The organism is Ferrimonas aestuarii (assembly GCF_005116665.1).
Lineage (GTDB): Bacteria > Pseudomonadota > Gammaproteobacteria > Enterobacterales > Shewanellaceae > Ferrimonas > Ferrimonas aestuarii.
The window spans coordinates 1-17,668 of sequence record NZ_SWCJ01000010.1 but is presented as its reverse complement, the minus strand read 5'-3'; the positions used below and the strand labels follow the sequence as shown (position 1 = coordinate 17,668).

10 protein-coding genes and 2 tRNA genes are annotated in these 17,668 nt (G+C 49.8%); 4 read left to right on the top strand and 8 right to left on the bottom strand.

Going from position 1 to position 17,668, the window contains the following annotated elements:
* Position 1: 1 nt before the first annotated feature.
* From FCL42_RS13175 to prmB, 3 genes are all read right to left on the bottom strand, one after another.
* Positions 2 to 1,153, bottom strand: a complete 1,152-nt coding sequence (locus FCL42_RS13175; RefSeq protein ID WP_169308387.1) for an MFS transporter — start codon at positions 1,151 to 1,153, stop codon at positions 2 to 4.
* A gap of 82 nt (positions 1,154 to 1,235) precedes the next feature.
* Entirely contained in the window at positions 1,236 to 2,333 is a 1,098-nt protein-coding gene (aroC, locus tag FCL42_RS13170) for a chorismate synthase (protein WP_136863887.1), read from the bottom strand.
* Positions 2,334 to 2,365: 32 nt separating this feature from the next.
* Positions 2,366 to 3,289, bottom strand: a complete 924-nt coding sequence (gene prmB / locus FCL42_RS13165) for a 50S ribosomal protein L3 N(5)-glutamine methyltransferase (RefSeq protein WP_136863886.1) — start codon at positions 3,287 to 3,289, stop codon at positions 2,366 to 2,368.
* Between the two features lie 102 nt (positions 3,290 to 3,391).
* On the opposite strand from prmB, the gene smrB reads away from it, so the two are divergent.
* Entirely contained in the window at positions 3,392 to 3,916 is a 525-nt protein-coding gene (gene smrB / locus FCL42_RS13160) for an endonuclease SmrB (protein WP_136863885.1), read from the top strand.
* A 79-nt stretch (positions 3,917 to 3,995) separates the two neighbouring features.
* Here smrB and sixA read toward each other — a convergent pair whose 3' ends face one another.
* Positions 3,996 to 4,472 (bottom strand): phosphohistidine phosphatase SixA, encoded by a 477-nt coding sequence (gene sixA, locus FCL42_RS13155; protein WP_136863884.1) that lies wholly within the window; start codon positions 4,470 to 4,472, stop codon positions 3,996 to 3,998.
* A 320-nt stretch (positions 4,473 to 4,792) separates the two neighbouring features.
* On the opposite strand from sixA, the gene FCL42_RS13150 reads away from it, so the two are divergent.
* The 3 genes from FCL42_RS13150 to FCL42_RS13140 all read left to right on the top strand — a co-directional run bounded on the left by FCL42_RS13150 (position 4,793) and on the right by FCL42_RS13140 (position 13,149).
* Entirely contained in the window at positions 4,793 to 7,579 is a 2,787-nt protein-coding gene (locus FCL42_RS13150) for an insulinase family protein (RefSeq protein WP_136863883.1), read from the top strand.
* Between the two features lie 182 nt (positions 7,580 to 7,761).
* The gene (locus FCL42_RS13145; protein ID WP_136863882.1) at positions 7,762 to 12,045 is read left to right on the top strand and encodes an EAL domain-containing protein; all 4,284 of its coding nucleotides are present in this window, start codon (positions 7,762 to 7,764) and stop codon (positions 12,043 to 12,045) included.
* A gap of 219 nt (positions 12,046 to 12,264) precedes the next feature.
* Positions 12,265 to 13,149: a hypothetical protein gene (locus FCL42_RS13140; RefSeq protein WP_136863881.1), complete on the top strand. Its 885-nt coding sequence runs from the start codon at positions 12,265 to 12,267 to the stop codon at positions 13,147 to 13,149.
* A gap of 436 nt (positions 13,150 to 13,585) precedes the next feature.
* Here the strand turns inward: FCL42_RS13140 and fadJ are convergent, their stop codons facing one another.
* The 4 genes from fadJ to FCL42_RS13115 all read right to left on the bottom strand — a co-directional run bounded on the left by fadJ (position 13,586) and on the right by FCL42_RS13115 (position 17,633).
* Entirely contained in the window at positions 13,586 to 15,709 is a 2,124-nt protein-coding gene (gene fadJ, locus FCL42_RS13130) for a fatty acid oxidation complex subunit alpha FadJ (protein WP_136863879.1), read from the bottom strand.
* On the bottom strand, positions 15,709 to 17,019 hold the full coding sequence (gene fadI, locus FCL42_RS13125) for an acetyl-CoA C-acyltransferase FadI (RefSeq protein ID WP_136863878.1): 1,311 nt from the start codon (positions 17,017 to 17,019) through the stop codon (positions 15,709 to 15,711). Before fadI ends, fadJ begins: the two co-directional genes overlap by 1 nt.
* Before the next feature lie 329 nt (positions 17,020 to 17,348).
* Positions 17,349 to 17,425: transfer RNA gene (locus FCL42_RS13120), tRNA-Met, on the bottom strand.
* Positions 17,426 to 17,557: 132 nt separating this feature from the next.
* Positions 17,558 to 17,633 (bottom strand) — tRNA-Asn (locus FCL42_RS13115).
* Between the last annotated feature and the right edge of the window lie 35 nt (positions 17,634 to 17,668).

Sequence of the window (17,668 nt, the reverse complement as noted above, 5' to 3'; positions counted from 1 at the left end):
TTTAGTTACGCTGGAGGCGATTGCGCCATTGTATGCCCAGTACCGCCAACACCGAAATCAGCGCCAGTGCCACACCAAGATACCAGATGTAGTTATGATCCAGCTTCCACAAATGACCACTGACGTACACCCCAGAAGCGCCGCCAATACCAAAGGTCAGGCTGGCATACAGCGCCTGCGCTCGCCCTTGAAAATGCGACGGGTACTCCTTATGGATGTACTGCATGGCGCAGCTGTGGGATAGACCAAAACTAATGGCGTGCAGAGACGTTGCCAATGCTTGTCCTGCTGCGCTATCCATCTCAGCGGTTAACCACCAGCGCAGCGCCGTGAACAGGGCGCAAGCCATCATCAAGCTAGTAAGCTGATAGCGGCCAAGTAACCGAGGGGCGATGGCAAAAATCGCGATCTCCACCAGCACGCCAAAGGCCACCAAGATGCCAGCGATGCTCTCGCCGATTCCCAGTTGCTGCAGATAGAGTACATAAAAGCCGTAAAATGGCCCATGACTGGCCTGAATGCCCATGGCAAACAGGATAAACAGTGCACCAGTAACTGTCAGTTTTAGGCTGCCAGAGCTGTCTTTATTGGGGCGAATGATGGGGGCATTTAACGGCAACGTAGTGATAAACAGCGACACAAACAACGAGAAGCCGATCCACGGCAGCAAACCCGCATCCCAGCGCTCGAATACCCAACCGCCGATGATCACCACCAGCAGATAACCCATACTGCCAAAGCTTCGAACTTTGCTGTATTGGTGCGCCTTAGCGCCGAGAGAACCTAGGGTGAGCACCTCCAGCTGTGCCAAGATGGCATTCCAGAAGAAACTGTAAAATGCCAGCACCAGCGCCACCGACCAAAAATCGTGCGCAAAAAACAGGCCGGAGAATCCCAGCATCGCCATGCCGGCCCCTACTTTCACCACCATGGCACGGCGGCCTGTGGCATCGGCAAAGCTGGCCCAAAGGAAGGGAGCGATAATGCGCGTGCCCATGATGATCGCCATCAAGGCACCAATCTCTTCAGAGTTAAAACCACGAAGGTCGAGATAGACCCCCATGTAGGGGACGGTTAGCCCTAAGATGGCAAAGAAAAAGAAATAATTAGACGCCAGTGTCTGACGCACCGGCTGCCAAAACTGCTCACTCACAGCGTTCTCTACTACACAAACCACTCGAAATGAGTGCGTTTTACCGATCCAAAAAGGCGCTCAATAGTGAGCGCCTCAATCATTAGTCCTTCATCTGTAGTGTCGGTGTGGCTACCGACACATCCAGATTCTGCGCCCGATGACGCAATAGATGATCCATCAAGGTGATGGCCATCATCGCTTCAGCAATGGGCACGGCGCGAATGCCCACACAAGGATCATGACGGCCGCGGGTCACCATCTCAGTGGCTTCCCCTTGGGTATTAATGCTGTTGCCCAGCACCATGATGGAGGAGGTCGGTTTCAGCGCCAGGTGTGCCACAATCGGCTGACCTGAACTGATGCCGCCAAGAATGCCGCCGGCGTGGTTGCTGGTAAAGCCATCAGGCGTTAGCTCATCACGATGCTCACTGCCATGTTGCTCGACCACATCAAAGCCATCACCAATGGCCACCGCTTTTACCGCATTGATGCTCATCAGGCTGTGGGCCAGATCCGCATCCAAGCGGTCAAACACTGGCTCACCTAGGCCAACAGGGACATTAGACGCCTCTACCGTCACCTTGGCGCCAATGGAGTCGCCACGCTTTTTAAGGTCACGCATGAACTCATCCAGTGCCTCCAACTTTGACGCATCCGGGAAGAAGAACGGATTGCTTTCCACCTGAGTGAAATCCACCGACTCGGCCTTAATTGGCCCCAGCTGTGACAAATATCCACGTACCTCAATACCAAACTGCTGTTTTAGGTACTTTTTGGCAATGGCACCGGCGGCCACTCGCATGGCGGTTTCCCGCGCAGAGCTGCGGCCACCACCGCGATAATCGCGGTTGCCATATTTATGATGGTAGGTGTAATCCGCATGGCCTGGGCGAAACGTCTGCGAAATCGCCGAATAATCTTTAGAACGCTGATCGGTGTTCTCGATGATCAAACCGATTGGCGTGCCGGTGGTCTTGCCTTCAAACACACCACTTTGAATTTTCACCTCGTCAGCTTCGCGACGGGCGGTGGTATATCGAGAGCTGCCTGGACGGCGGCGATCCAGATCCAGTTGCAGATCCGCTTCGCTCAGTTCAATGCCAGGAGGGCAACCATCAACGATGGCGCCCAGCGACAACCCGTGACTCTCGCCATAGGTGGTCACGCTAAAGATTTTTCCAATTGTATTGCCAGCCATTGCCTAGGGGCACTCCCTTCTCTAATTAGTTTCTACTGAAAGCTCTCTTGATGTGCCACTAACTGCTCTTTCGTGAGTACGAACACGCCATCACCGCCGTTTTCAAACTCGATCCAGGTGAAAGGAACATCTGGCATCTGCTGTTGCAGTGCCACCCAAGAGTTCCCCACTTCGACGATCAGCACGCCGTTGTCATTCAGGTGACTGGCAGCTTCACGCAAGATTCGACGAGTCAGATCCAAACCGTCGTGACCGGAGGCCAACCCAAGCTCAGGCTCGTGGTGGAACTCTTCCGGCAGATCGGCCATGTCTTCGGCGTCGACATACGGCGGATTGGATACAATAAGATCATAGGTCTGGCCTGGCAAGCCATGGAAGCCATCGGATTGAATTGGGAAGACGTTTTCCAGCAAGCCATGACGCTCAATGTTAATCTGTGCAACGTCCAATGCGTCGCTACTGATGTCCACTGCATCCACTTCCGCATCAGGGAAGGCGTAAGCACAGGCGATGGCGATACAGCCAGAACCGGTACACAGATCCAAAATGCGATTAACCGGCTTGTTGTACATCCACGGCGTAAACTGTTTTTCAATCAGTTCGGCAAATGGAGAGCGTGGCACCAGCACCCGCTCATCACAGTAAAATTCCAGCCCGGCGAACCAAGCGCTGTTGGTCAGGTAAGGCACTGGAGTGCGTTCTTGAACGCGCTTGATCACCATCTCAGCAATCTTGTATTTCTCGCTAGAAAGCAGACGAGCACGGCGAACCTCGCCTCCCAACTCCAGCGGCAGATGCAAACAATGCATCACCAGGGCGACCGCTTCATCCCAAGGATTATCAGTACCGTGGCCGTAAAAGATGCCCGCATCATTAAAGCGGCTGACGGACCAACGCAACATATCTTCAATGGTATGCAGTTCGGTAACCGCTTCATCGATAAAAATCTTATCCACTAGGAATGCCCTATTTCATGTACAATTACGCGTATTGTAACCCGCCCTATGGCGGATTACGATTGCATTCCTTTTTAACCGCCTGTTGATAGCAAAGAGATCATGACCGACGACGACAACTTATTCAGTGACTTAATGAAGGGCATTAAGCCGCTTTCTCAAGATAAGCATCATCACCCGAAAGAGGCGAAGGTGAAACGCCGCCTTGAGGAGAACCAGCAGCGTCAGCAGGCCGATCACTATTTTTCCGACGAGTTTCAACCGGCGATGCCCGATAACGGCCCCACTCGCTATGTCCGTGAAGGTGCCGATCCCTTTGAGCTGAAAAAGTTGCGCCGAGGCGACTACGCCCCAGAGTTGATGCTTGACCTGCATGGCTATCGAGCGCAAGAGGCCAGATTTGAACTGATCGCCTTGATTGACGAGTGTAAAAAACACCACATCGACTGTGCCTGCATCATGCACGGCATCGGCAGTGGCGTGCTGAAGCAGCAAATTCCCGCCTGGCTTAGCCAACACCCAGATGTGGTCGCCTACCATCAAGCACCGCTGGAATACGGCGGCGATGGCTCTTTGCTAGTTCTGGTGGATATCGATCATGGCCCAGAGTTTTTCGGCCGCCGCTGATGGGGTCAAAGCCACGACCAAAGCTTAAGAAACACGATCAAAAAGGCCCCTCACGTTGGGGCCTTTGCCGTTTTATGGCTTATAAAACCTCAGTAAAAGCGGGCGCGTGCATGCCGGTTAGCTTGTGGCCAGCATCACTCAGCTCTATGCTAGCCACCGCCGCAGTGGCAAACAAGGGTGGCTCCTGACCTGGCACAAATTCACGCACCAGATATGCCAGCAATGGCATGTGCGCTATCACCAGCACTCGCTTGGCCTGGGTCAATTCGCAGTGCGCCGCAATAACATCGTGGCTTAGATCAGGATTGGACTCTGGCGTCAATTCAGGCAGCGTAACCACTTGTGCCGATTCCGGCAGATATGATGTTAAGCAGGTCAGAGTCTGCTGAGCCCGCACATAAGGGCTGACCAACACCAACTGGCATTCAGTAAACCACGGCGCCAACTTGGATCCCATGTGCAGCACTTCACGCTGGCCAAGATCAGTTAAACGTCGCTGCTCATCCACGGATTGCTCGAATCCGGCCTCGCCATGGCGCATCATTAACAGTTGCATTGTCACCCCAAAAAACTGGAAATTTCGACCTCTGTATCGGCGTGAAATTATTCTTTCGATACGCGGGTCATTGTATCCAAAGCGACTCTCAGAGAGTAGCCAAATTCCTGTAAACCACAGTTTTCTAAAAAAGATAGCTGAAACAGGATCATAGTCTGTGGTTCAATAGGCCAAAGACAAAATAAGCCAACAAAAATATCACGTACTCAGTCGCGATTAACTAACCTTTATCACAGAGACAATAATCCATGTCGTTGCCCAAGGTTGTATCCGGCGCAAGATAACCGCGACTGCTAGTACACCTTGAGGATCGAACGCCCATGCCGCAGCTCACTGTCAGCCCCAACGACAACAAAGGCTATCAACACATTATCTTGGACAATGGCCTTAAAGCCTTGCTAGTTCAAGACGTTGATGCCAGTAAATCTGCAGCAGCCATGGCCGTTAATGTGGGTCATTTTGATGACCCTATGGATCGTCAAGGCATGGCTCATTTTCTAGAGCACATGTTGTTTTTAGGAACCGAACGCTTCCCTAATCCTGGGGAGTACCAACAGTTCATCAGCCAACATGGCGGTAACCACAATGCGTGGACTGGACCTGAATTTACAAGCTACTTTTTCGACATCAATCACGACAGCTTTCCCGAAGGTTTAGAGAGATTTAGTCAATTTTTCACCGCCCCATTATTCGATTCCCATCTGGTCGATAAAGAACGTCAATCCGTTGATTCAGAATTTAAGATGAAACTGCGTGACGACGTGCGCCGCCTGTACCAGGTTCACAAGCAAACGGTGAATCCAGAACACCCTTTCAGTAAGTTTTCCGTAGGCAACATTGAGACTCTAGCCGATCGCAATCAACAATCGATTCGAGAGGAGTTGCTGGCGTTTTACAACAGCCAATATTCCGCCAACCTGATGACCTTGGTATTAGTCAGCCCAGAGCCTTTGGAAAACCAGAAAACGTTATTGGAGCGCCACTTTAGCGACATTAATAACCTTAATCTGACCAAATCCTATCCTCAGATTGAGCTTTATCGCGACAGTGACATGAACATTGAGGTTCGAACCACACCTCTAAAATCCCAACGTCGCCTCACCGTCACCTTTCCATTGCCAGGAATCGATAAGTGGTACCACTTAAAGCCGCTGACCTTTCTGGCGCACCTATTAGGTTATGAAGGAAAAGGCAGCCTGCTGTCTCTACTGAAACGTCAAGGGCTGGCTACCAACCTCTCAGCCGGTGGCGGCATTAATGGCTATAACTTCAAAGACTTCAATATCAGCTTTCAACTGACAGAGAAGGGCATTCGCGAACAGGACACCATCATAGGATTGATGTTTCAGTACATCGAATTGGTGCGTGCGCAGGGAATTGAGTCTTGGCGCTACGATGAGCGTAGAGTGCTGATGGATCTGGCTTTCCGCTATCAAGAACCTAGCAAGCCTTTGGATATTGCCAGCCACCTTGCCATTAATCTGCACCATTACAGTGCAGAAGATGCCGTATTTGGCGACTACCGCATGGACGGCTTAGACGTCACCCTCACCAAAAAGCTGATGGCGGGCATGCTGCCAAATAAACTGCGGTTGACCTTGGTTTTGCCAGATTTGGAGACCGACCAGCAAGCGGACTACTACCACACGCCATTTGCCACTGCCCCCATTACCGATGCGCGACGTGCCAAATGGGCTGCCGTCCCTCGTTCCCACGAACTGAGTTTACCGGCACCAAACCCTTACATTCTCGACAATGTAGTACCCCGTGAAGAGGAAAGTAGCAGCTCGGTCCCGCAGATTATTTATCAGCAACCGGGGCTTAAGTTGTGGCACTTTAAAGACAGCGATTTCAATGTTCCCAAAGGGCATCTATTCATTGCGCTGGACAGCGACGAAGCTCACCGAACCACTCGTGCGGCGGCACTGACTCGGCTCTACATCGCCATGCTGCTGGATGACCTCAGTGAACGTACCTATGCCGCTGAGATTGCGGGCTTAAGTTACAACATTTATCCGCATCAAGGTGGGCTTACTCTGCACCTAACGGGCTATACCGGCAAACAGGAAGCGCTGCTGTCATTACTGCTCACCCAAGCGAGAAAGCGCAATTTTCTGCCTCGACGATTTAACGATACCAAAGCGAGGCTAATGCGAAATTGGCACGCCGTTCGACGGGCACGCCCCATATCAAAACTGTTTAACAGCTTAACCGCCACCCTGCAGCACCGAACGTTTGAGCCTTTGCGCCTCGCCGCGGGCTTGGAGACGGTCACCTTGGAAGAGCTGCATAACCACATCAATCGCATCTATGATCACGTAAACGTTGAAGCCTTTGTTTATGGGGATTGGCTTAAGTCTGAAGCCAAACAACTTGGCGCCACACTGGAAAAGCTGCTGTCGGCGGTGAGTAATCCTGGAGATGAAGTCACCCGAGAGCTGGTGAGCATCGAAGGTAAAGGCACTTTGCTGCGAGAGATCACCGCAGAGCATCAAGATAGCGCCATCTTGGTCTACTACCAATCGCGGCAGCACACGCCGCACAAAGCCGCCATGTTCAGCCTCTTGAATCATGCAATGTCATCGCAGTTTTTCCATGAGCTACGTACCAAGCAACAGCTCGGCTATATGGTTGGCACCAGTTATGTACCGCTGAATCACTATCCGGGGCTGATGTTCTACATTCAAAGCCCTGTTGCCAGCCCCCAACGTCTGATTGAAGCCATCGACCAATTCATCGCTGACTTCAGCTACGCCCTGATGCAGATAACCCATCAACAGTGGCAGGCGACAAAACAGGGCTTGGTAAACCAAATTCTTGAAGCAGATACCAACATCAATGCCCGAGCCCAGCGCCTTTGGACCAGCATCGGCAACCAAGATGTGGACTTCAACCAACGCCAAGCCATTGCTGATGCTATTCTCACTGTAGAACGAGCAGAAATGATTCGTTTTATAATTGAACGAATGAAACCCAAAACCCCAGACAGACTTATTCTCTTCAGTTGCGGCAATCAACACCAGGATCTCTCTGGAATTGAGGCGAGCGACAGCATTGATGACTTAGTTCAGTTTAAATCGGAATCAAGCCGTTTTTCAAAACACTGAATTCTGCTCATAAATGTCAGTGCAGAGGTTTGCTCGACCGATTTTTCCAGTGTTAAAGTGATTGAGAACTAAAGAAAATCAATAATTAAACGCTTTTATCTTAAGTGGGTGACGCAACAGGACTACCAATCTGGGCGCCACTTCTTTGATCTGTCCGGTACACAATAAAGATAAACATTGGAATGAGCTTAAAAAGGATCTTCTCCGCCGTGATGCTGCTATGCCTTGCGGTAACAAATGCAGTCGCAGTGCCTCTGACGTTGTCAGACACGTTTCAGCACCTGTCTAAGCAAGACGGGCTCACAGAGCTTGATGTGACCGCCATTGCTGAAGACAAGCGCGGCGTGCTTTGGTTTGCCACGCTCAACGGCCTAAACCGCTTTGACGGCTATCGATTTACCTCATTCCATCCCCAGCCAGATAAAAACAGCCTTGCCTTCAATATGCTGTTCCGGTTGGTCTATGTTGAAGCCAACGACTCGCTCTATATCGCTTCGCAATCCAACCTAGAGCGTTATGACATCCAGCAGCAAACCTTTTCAACGTTAATGCTGCCTCACGGAGCCAAACCCAACCACCTCTCTTTTGATGACAAATACCTCTGGGTCGCCAGTGACAAAGGCCTCATCTCCGTCGACCTTGAAACCGATCAGGTCGAAGTACAACAACAATCAGAGAATTTAATCCGATATATGCCCACCTCCATGGGGGGCTTTGCCATTAACAGCGCCGGCCAAGTGCTGCCGATAGGCAACAGCCAACTGCCCGAGCCATTTACACTGGTCGAAGGCCCACTGGTGGATCTTAAAATCATCAACCAGCAATTTTATGCGTTGACCCAAACGGCCCTTACTCAGGTGGACTCCGTCACCGCAGTAACCTTATTAGAAGGGGAAAATTTTGGCCAAATAAACCACCAACCGGGAAGTGACAAGCTTTACATCACCCACGGCCATCAAGTTACCCAACTTTCAATTACCGATGCCCTTCCCCCCCGCGTGATTGAAACCAGCCGGAGTTTACTGCCAATTACCCGCACCTACGAGGACAAGCACGGAAACCTGTGGCTTGCCGTTCGTGGAGAAGGGCTATACGTTCGCGCTAACAGCAACAACTCCGTTAAGAAATACACTAACCCTGACCTTAATAGTGTCTGGGGCTTGCATGAATTTAACGGTTTACTGGTACTGCTGACTGATACACCAGAGATCCATTTCTACGATGAAAGCATGACATGGCAACGGAGTGTCAATACCGGTATTTCAGGCCCAAAGGCCGTAGCCAGCCACGCCGGCAAACTGCTGGTCAGCGGTCATAATGGCGTAACTGTCATTGATGCCAACTACAACAGTACCAGCCTCCAATATGAGGCAGCATTCAGTAGCATCATTCCTGATCCATACAGCAACCGCTTATTCTTAGGTACCGTCGATCATGGTCTAATGGAGCTTAAAGAGTTCGACACCAATCCACGCATTGTCAAAGTTCCATTTAAAGAGCGCATTCAGGCACCCATTCTAAACGGCCTAGCCACACGGACCGGCTTATTCATTGGTACGCAAAACGGCGTCCATCAAATAACGAAACTCAAACAGCAGCTCATCCGTAATGGTACCTTCTTAGAAGGAGTGATCATTAATGGCATCAAGGCCTCTCGAGGTCGAATTTTTCTACAAAACTTCGAAGGTGGCTTATATCGCTACCATTCATTGGGCCAGGTAGAAAACCTGACCGACCTCTACAACACCGCCTCCTACTCCTTTGAAGTCACAGACGACTACTTGATTACGGCCACCGCCAACGGCGTAGTCGTGATCAACAATGAAACCGGCAAATTGGAACGTCTCTATACTCAAAAACAGGGAGCCATGGCGGAATTTTTCGGGCTGGCTTCCGGTCGTTATCAAGACAAAATGCTATTTGGTGGAAAGTATGGCTTCAATGTCGTCGGTAAAAACCACGATTTTCAATACCAACTTTCTGCGCCGCTAATATTTGACTTTAATCTGTTTAATAAAGCGGTCAAACCCGGCAACGTACTGCCTGAAAACATCATCAGCGCCAAACAGATCTTTTTAAATTACAGCGACTACCCATTCTCGTTCAAATTCTCCTCGCCAGCAGATGCCCTATCCCACGATTTAAGCTACCTCTATCGCTTAAAAGGCTTAGATGAAAATTGGATGGAGTCCCCAGATGAACAGCGTCAAGCTACCTATACCAACGTGCCTCACGGTAGCTATGTCTTTCAGGTAAAAACCATAGACGAAACCGGTATTGAAAGCCCAATCACCGAAGTTCAAATCAACATTCGTCCTCCCTGGTGGCTGACAGACATGGCCAAAGCCTGTGCTGGCATGATTTTGCTGCTGTTGTCAGTGCTTATCTATCGCAACTACCAACAACGCCTGTTGGTACAGCGTCGTATCGCAAAAAGTGAAGAGCGCCTCAAACTTTCCCTATGGGGAAGTGGCGATGAGATGTGGGACTGGGACATCGTTGGTGGTCGCGTGTATCGCTCTAATGTGCTTGGTGAGTTGGACTTCCCCCAAGATGGCTGTCGCAATGTACACACCACCGACAGCAATATTCACCCTGGTGATTTAGAGCGAGTCAGTCACGCCATTGCAGAACACCTAAATGGCAATGTCGATCATTTTGAAGCTACCTATCGCGTTAAAGATAATAACGGTAACTGGGTTTGGTTGTTAGATCGTGCCAAAATTGTAGAATACCAAGATGAAAAACCTACCCGAATGACGGGTACCATTAAAGATATTTCTTTGATAAAGGCAACAGAGGAAAGATTAAATATTTTTGCTCAAGCTCTAAAGAATATTTCTGAAGGTATGTTCATCCTTGATGAAAACTTTAACTACATTGAGCTCAATGACAGTGCAACTCATCTACTTGGCAGTCACAAAAACGAACTAATCGGCCAACCATTTAAACTTGGCAACTTAGAGCAAAGCCACCAAGAAGACATTGCTAATATTGTTAGCAAACAAGGCCGTTGGACATCAGAAATTGATTATCGCCGCCTTGATGGCCGTCACCTTCATTTAGATGTTTCCATTGATTTAATCAATAGCGATAAAAATAACCCTAGCTATTTCGTTGGTATTATCGCGGATATTACTCATAGAAAGAATAATGAATTAGAGCTTCGCCGTTTAACCAACAACGACGTGCTCACCGGACTGCCGAATCGCACCTATTTACAGACTCGCCTAGAAGCCAGAATCACCAATAACCAACCATTTTGTTTATTGGTCTTCGATCTCGATAACTTCAAGCGCATTAACGATACCCTAGGCCATGATTGTGGTGACACCCTACTCTGCCACGTCGCACAGCGACTCAACAGCAGCCTTACCGGCAATGTAGAAGCTTACCGGATCGGCGGTGATGAGTTCGCCGTGATTGCCGAAGTTCGAAACTCCAGCGCCATTGCAGCGACCATCGGCAGTAAAATACTGCGTATCTTCGATCAGCCGTTTTTGCTTGGTAACGAGGAGATCGTCATCAATGGCAGCATCGGCATTGTCAGCTTTCCAGACGATGACAATGACACCAATACCTTGCTCAGAAAAGCGGATCTGGCGATGTACCATGCCAAAAGCTTAGGTGGCCAACGCTTCTCGTTTTTCAACGACAGCATGAATGAAGATGCATTGAAGCGATTCGAAACCGAAAGCATGATTCGTCAGGCGCTGAGAGAGGAGTGGTTTGAACTTTACTACCAACCTAAGCTTCACCTAGAGACCAATCTTATCTGTGGCATGGAGGCGTTGATACGGCTCAACCACCCAGAGAAAGGCACGCTATCACCGTTTCACTTTATTAAGCTCGCAGAAGACACCGGCCTCATTGTTGAGCTAGACGACTGGGTGCTTCGCAAGGCTTGCCAAACCGCCGCGCATTGGTTAGACGAAGGACTGGAATTCGACCGCATTGCCGTGAATCTCTCCAGCCCTCAGTTCACCTCAGAAACCTTGTGTGACCGAATTGAAAGCCTGCTTCATCATACCGGGCTTCCCGCGAATAAGTTGGAGCTAGAGATCACCGAGAGTACCTTGATTGAGCAGCCTGAGCATGCGATCACCATCATGAATCGCCTATCAGCATTGGGTGTACACTTGGCGCTGGATGACTTTGGTACCGGATACTCCTCACTGGCCTATTTAAAACGATTCCCCATTCATACGTTGAAAGTGGATAAATCCTTTATTGATGATATTGGCCACAGCGAGCGGGATCTTAAGATGGTTGACTCCATTATTACGATTGCACATAACATGGATCTTTCCGTTGTTGCAGAGGGAATTGAAACTGAGCAACAACTTAAAAAATTAAGCGACTTAGGCTGTGAAATGATTCAAGGCTACTTTTTTAGCAAGCCTTTGCCTACAGCCAAGATAAAACAAGCATTATTCAAACAAAAGCTCAAAGAAAAGCAGGATTAATTCACTAAATAGTTCAAATATTTGACAGGAAAGAACTGGCACGCCCATTGCTAATTACTCAGTGAACTCATTTTTCACTGATAATAATTTAACAAGGGCGTTCTCATGAAAAATCTAATTACTGCAGTTGTATTTTCTTCATTTGCTTCTACTTGCATCGCTGACGTTATTTCCCACGAACAAAAAAGTGATACTTTAATAAATACCTATAATGCGCAAATGTTCGCAGAAACACGAAACCCTTGGCTAAAGAATGATATACAGCAAAGCCGCACTCCTTGGATAAAAAATCCAGTATCTCAACAACTGGATAATTCTAAAATTCAAAAAGTCAATCTAGAGCAAAACATTCACCTAAGCAGCCACCCTTGGATCAAGCTATCCGAGCAGCAAACTGCCAGCCACCCTTGGATCAAGCTATCCGAGCAGCAAACTGCCAGCCACCCTTGGATTAAACTGTCTGAACAACAGACCGCCAGCCACCCTTGGATCAAACTATCCGAGCAGCAAACTGCCAGCCACCCTTGGATCAAGCTATCCGAGCAGCAAACTGCCAGCCACCCTTGGATCAAACTGTCTGAGCAGCAGACTGCCAGCCACCCTTGGATCAAACTGTCTGAGCAGCAGACTGCCAGCCACCCTTGGATCAAACTGTCTGAGCAACAAACTGCCAGCCACCCTTGGATCAAGCTATCTGAGCAGCAAACTGCCAGCCACCCGTGGATTAAGTTATCTGAGCAGCAAACTGCCAGCCACCCTTGGATCAAGCTATCTGAGCAGCAAACCGCCAGCCACCCTTGGATTAAGTTATCTGAGCAGCAGATTGCCAGCCACCCTTGGATCAAGCTATCCGAGCACCAGATTGCCAGCCACCCTTGGATCAAGCTGTCTGAGCAACAGACTGCCAGCCACCCTTGGATCAAACTATCCGAGCAGCAGACTGCCAGCCACCCTTGGATCAAGCTGTCTGAGCAGCAGACTGCCAGCCACCCTTGGATCAAGCTGTCTGAGCAGCAGACTGCCAGCCACCCTTGGATCAAGCTGTCTGAGCAGCAGACTGCCAGCCACCCTTGGATCAAGCTGTCTGAGCAGCAGACTGCATAAGCTCAATCCCGTAAAAGCAAAAAACGCCGCAATTGCGGCGCTTTTTTTTGGGATAAGACGATTGCTAGAGTGAGCCAGTCAGATTACATCGTTTAATCACTCGACCTGCTAGGCATTTAATCGCACATAGTTGGGTTGCCAGTTGCGTTTCTGTGCCCGCTTTAGGTGCACCTGAAACAATGGCCAGACAGCAGGGCCTGCAACTAATCCAGCCAATGCCCATCGACGAACAGGCATACCGGTTTTAAAAGCCTGAACTGCGAAGAACCCAAATGACAATATCGAAACTACCAGCCACATACGCGTTATACCTACTTGGAACTGAGCCTGAACTTCACCTTCATCCTATCCAGCGGTTCTCGAAGTGGATGCGAATTATACTCACCTTTACCAACAGTGCAAAAAAAAGGCAGCCGAAGCTGCCGTTTTTTTGACCTTACTCGTAAAAACGCAGGTCCTCCGCGGCCATCGCCTTAAGGCGTTCACAAGGCTCGAAGCGGTCACCGTGTAGGCTTTGATAACGCTCTAGTATCGCCACAAGCTGCTTCGCTCCCAGCTTATCCATGTAGCGGAATGGACCTCCTAGGAACGGTGGGAAACCGATGCCGAAAATCGCACCAATATCACCGTCACGAGCGCTGGCAATGATACCCTCATCCAGGCAACGGGCTGCTTCATTGAGCATTTGGACCACACAACGTTCAGCAATTTCGCTATCAGATAAGCGAGGAGATGGCGTGATTCCCAAGACTTTATAGACAGATTCGTCGACTGGCTTGGCACCTTTTTTATCGCTATCGAAACGGTAGAAGCCTTTACCGTTTTTGCGCCCCATGCGCCCATCCGCCAAAAGCTTGTCGAATGCCGCTGGTGCAGCGAAGCGAGAACCCAATTCAGCCTCTAAAATCGGCGAAATTTTGGCGCCAACATCAATTCCCACCTCATCCAGTAGGGTTATTGGACCAACAGGGAAACCGAAGTTAACTAAAGAATTATCAAGCTTTTCAATAGCTTCGCCTTCTAGAAGCAAATTAGCCGCTTCATTCATGTAAGGTGCTAAAATACGATTTACATAGAACCCAGCGCAATCTTTAACAACAATCGGTGTTTTCCCCTGTTTCTTAGCAAATTTCACTGTTGTAGCAATGGTTTGCGCAGACGTTTTTTCATGAGAAATCACCTCAACCAACGGCATCTTTTCCACCGGGGAGAAGTAGTGCAAACCGATCACCTGTTCAGGGCGCTCGGCTACCGCCGCAATCTGACCAATAGGCAGGGATGAGGTGTTGGTTGCAAAGATGGTATCAGGGCCACAATTGGCTTCCACATCTTTCACCATCTGGTGCTTGAGCTTCAGGTCTTCAAATACCGCCTCGATCACCATATCGATGCTCTGAGCCCCTTGATAGTCCAATGTGCCTGTCAGCAAGCTCATGGTCTTATCACGCTCGCTCTCAAGGATATGACGACGTTTAACCTTCTTGTCCAATTGCTTCCAGGTAGAAGACATCGCCTTGCTGATCCCCTCATGAGCAATGTCTTTGATTCGAACCGGAACCTTGGCTTTCACCGCGGTAACGTTAGCAATGCCGCCGCCCATCAAACCACCGCCGAGCACCATGGTACGTTTCACCGGCTTCGGCTCAACGTCGCCCGCTCCAGTCTCTTTCTTCATCTCGGTAGTCGCAAAGAAGATAGAACGCAAGGCTTCAGACTCGGAAGACATCACCAATTCAGAGAAATGTTTGGCTTCCAGTTTAAGGCCGGATTCCAGATCGCCAGAGGAGGCCTTCACACAATCGATGATCTTCTCTGGTGCTGGGTAGTTGCCCTTGGTTTTAGACATTACCGTTTTCAGCGCTTGCTTATAGATAATGTTACGTCCCGCTGAGGTCGCCTCAAGCAGCTTCTCCGCGCCTTTTAGCTTCGGAGCCACCTTACCGCGCTTGCCTTTGGCCAAATGCTTCTTAGCCACTTCTATGAGCACTGTATTCGGTACCATCTCATCGGCAACCCCAAGCTTCACCGCCTGCTTCGGGCGCAGCTGCTTACCGGTTAACATCAGATCCAACGATTTGGCGATGCCCACCAATTTAGGGAGACGCTGAGTGCCACCACCACCAGGCAGAATGCCAAGCTGAACTTCTGGCAAACCCAATACGGTCTTAGGGCTGTTGCTGATCACGCGATAGTCACACGCCAGTGCCAACTCCAACCCACCGCCCAAACAGGGCCCATGAATCGCCGCTACGACAGGAAGACGCTGAGAGGCCAGCTCATTGAGTAGCTTATGACCGTCACGGGACAACTTATAAACGTCTTCAGCGGTTTCGCAGCTGGCTAACATATTGATGTCAGCACCAGCGATAAAGGAATCAGGCTTACCGGAGGTAAATACCACCCCTTTTAGGTCATTGCGAGACTTTAAAAAATCCAAAACTTGGCGAACTTCATCGCCAAATTCACTGCGTAAGGTGTTCATGGTCTCACCAGGTACGTCCATGGTGATGATGGCGATGTTGTCCTCGTGAACTTCTACTAAAAAGCTATCGGTTTTCATTATTCGACCTCCAGAACCATGGCTGCACCCAGACCACCAGCGGCACACGCGGTCGTCAATCCAACACCACCACCGCGGCGTTTCAATTCATTACACACCTGAGTAATCAAGCGAGCACCGGTTGCGGCAAACGGGTGACCATAAGCCAAAGAACCGCCCATTACGTTAAACTTGCTCATATCGATGTTGCCGATCGCTTCACTGCGGCCAAGCTGCTTCTCAGCAAAAGTCTTGGACTCAAACATCTTCATGTTGGCCAGAGCCTGCGCGGCAAAGGCTTCATGCATCTCAATAAGATCCAGATCCGCCAGAGTCATGCCGGCACGATCAAGTGCTAACGGCGTGGCATAAGAGGGGCCCATTAATAGGTCTTCCCACACGTCAATGGCGGTAAAGGCCCAACTGCGGATGTAGCCGATAGGGTCGTAACCCAAGGCTTTGGCTTTGGACTCCGGCATCATCAGCAGCGCCGATGCACCGTCGGTCAACGGGGTGGAGTTTGCCGCAGTCACCGAACCATGCTTGCGATCAAATACCGGCCGCAGTTTAGCCAACTTCTCAAGCTTCATGTCACCACGGACGTTATTGTCTTGGCTGATGAACTGCTTGTATGGCGGCACATGACAGGTCATCACTTCGTTTGCCAACACGCCTGATTCCCAGCTCTTGGTCGCCAATTCATGGGAGCGAATCGCCATCTCATCCTGAGATTGACGGCTGATGCTGTGACTCTTGGCCATCTGCTCAGCGGTTTGGCCCATGGAGATGCCCGTTGAGTACTCAGCAACCGCAGGCGGTACCGGCGCTAAATCTTTAAGTTTCAACTTTTTAAAGATGTTCAGACGCTGTCCCATGGTCTTAGCCTTGGTCAGATCCACCAGCGCATGGGCCAGACGAGGAGTCACCGTGATAGGTAGCACCGAGCTTGAGTCAGCACCACCAGCGATGCCCACCTCAACGGTGCCAGCCATGATGGACTCAGCCACGTTCACAGTAGATTGGAAGGAGGTAGCGCAGGCACGAGTAACACTATAGGCATCGGTGTTCACGTTCATGCCGGTACCCAACACGATTTCACGGGCGATGTTGGGTGCCTTAGGCATTTGAATTACTTGGCCATAAACCACTTGATCGATAATGGCAGGATCAATATCAGTACGAGTCATCAACTCGGATACCACCATCTTGCCCATATCCAGTGCAGAGACACCGTGAAATTCAGTGGCTTGTCTTGCGAAGGGCGTACGTAACCCGGAAACAATGGCAATACGATCGCCATTACGGGTTGTGACCTCTTGTCTTTTAGTCATCGTTTTTCCTCTCGATGTCGCAATCTGGCTACCATGGGCTTGCTCATCGCCAAGGTCAGACCAGTAAAGTGTGATCCGATTCTAACTTTTAATGGCTAAGTTTCAAACACTGATTTAAATCAAAGACTCTAAATCTTGGTTGAACTAACCAATCTAGGCAGTTACACAGAGGAAAAATGGAAGAGGTTCGCGAACCTAGCAGAACAATTCGTTTGAATTAGCAGAATGTACTTGGAGAAAACCACCCTTTTTGACAAAGGACGTCCGGTAAAATGAAAAATTACAGAAATAAAAAAGCCCAACTCAGATGAGTTGGGCTTAGTAGAAGTTGGTTGCGGGGGCCAGATTTGAACTGACGACCTTCGGGTTATGAGCCCGACGAGCTACCAGGCTGCTCCACCCCGCGACCGAAACTGTATCACTTCAATGTCTCGTCGCCATCAAAGCAATTTAACGTGGCTCCCCTGCTGGACTTGTGTTGGCGGCATATGCGGTTTTAACATAGCCAGTCCACCGTTCGGGAACCCCATCTTAAAAGTGGCTCCCCCTGCTGGACTTGAACCAGCGACATATGGATTAACAGTCCACCGTTCTACCGACTGAACTAAGGGGGAATCGAATTTTCAAATAAGTTGGTTGCGGGGGCCAG

Bases quoted from the DNA above. Each gene is read 5' to 3' on its own strand.
- fadI (WP_136863878.1), bottom strand. From the start codon at position 17,019: ATGACTAAAAGACAAGAGGTCACAACCCGTAATGGCGATCGTATTGCC.
- FCL42_RS13140 (WP_136863881.1), top strand. From the start codon at position 12,265: ATGTTCGCAGAAACACGAAACCCTTGGCTAAAGAATGATATACAGCAA.
- FCL42_RS13145 (WP_136863882.1), top strand. From the start codon at position 7,762: ATGAGCTTAAAAAGGATCTTCTCCGCCGTGATGCTGCTATGCCTTGCG.
- fadJ (WP_136863879.1), bottom strand. From the start codon at position 15,709: ATGAAAACCGATAGCTTTTTAGTAGAAGTTCACGAGGACAACATCGCC.
- aroC (WP_136863887.1), bottom strand. From the start codon at position 2,333: ATGGCTGGCAATACAATTGGAAAAATCTTTAGCGTGACCACCTATGGC.
- sixA (WP_136863884.1), bottom strand. From the start codon at position 4,472: ATGCAACTGTTAATGATGCGCCATGGCGAGGCCGGATTCGAGCAATCC.
- FCL42_RS13150 (WP_136863883.1), top strand. From the start codon at position 4,793: ATGCCGCAGCTCACTGTCAGCCCCAACGACAACAAAGGCTATCAACAC.
- smrB (WP_136863885.1), top strand. From the start codon at position 3,392: ATGACCGACGACGACAACTTATTCAGTGACTTAATGAAGGGCATTAAG.